Source organism: Bacteroides caecigallinarum, assembly GCF_021530995.1.
Lineage (GTDB): Bacteria > Bacteroidota > Bacteroidia > Bacteroidales > Bacteroidaceae > Phocaeicola > Phocaeicola faecigallinarum.
This window is the reverse complement of record NZ_JADYTF010000342.1, coordinates 1-258: the sequence shown is the minus strand read 5'-3', so window position 1 is coordinate 258 and position 258 is coordinate 1. Positions and strand designations below refer to the sequence as shown.

Genomic DNA, 258 nt, shown 5'->3' with positions numbered 1-258 from the left:
AAAAAAATATAGCTTTTAGTTCTGTATGTCACAGAAAATGAGTATCTTTAAGTACCACCTTCAAAGAACTCATACTAAAAGCTATGAACAAAAATACACATATTATTTCAGAACTCAATACGTTCTTCCACAAAAATGATTGCAACAAGGCAATAAACTGTATTATGACAACAATCCGTCATTTCAATCTGCGTTCGTCTTGCATTGGTGTTGAGAAACGGCATAATTGCAAGTTGAGTTGTCTTCAAGTATTGGAAC

Annotated in this window: 1 pseudogene; it reads left to right on the top strand. The window is 32.9% G+C overall.

Going from position 1 to position 258, the window contains the following annotated elements:
* Positions 1-83: 83 nt before the first annotated feature.
* Positions 84-258 (top strand): annotated as a pseudogene (locus tag I6E24_RS16945) (IS4 family transposase); the annotation flags it as partial.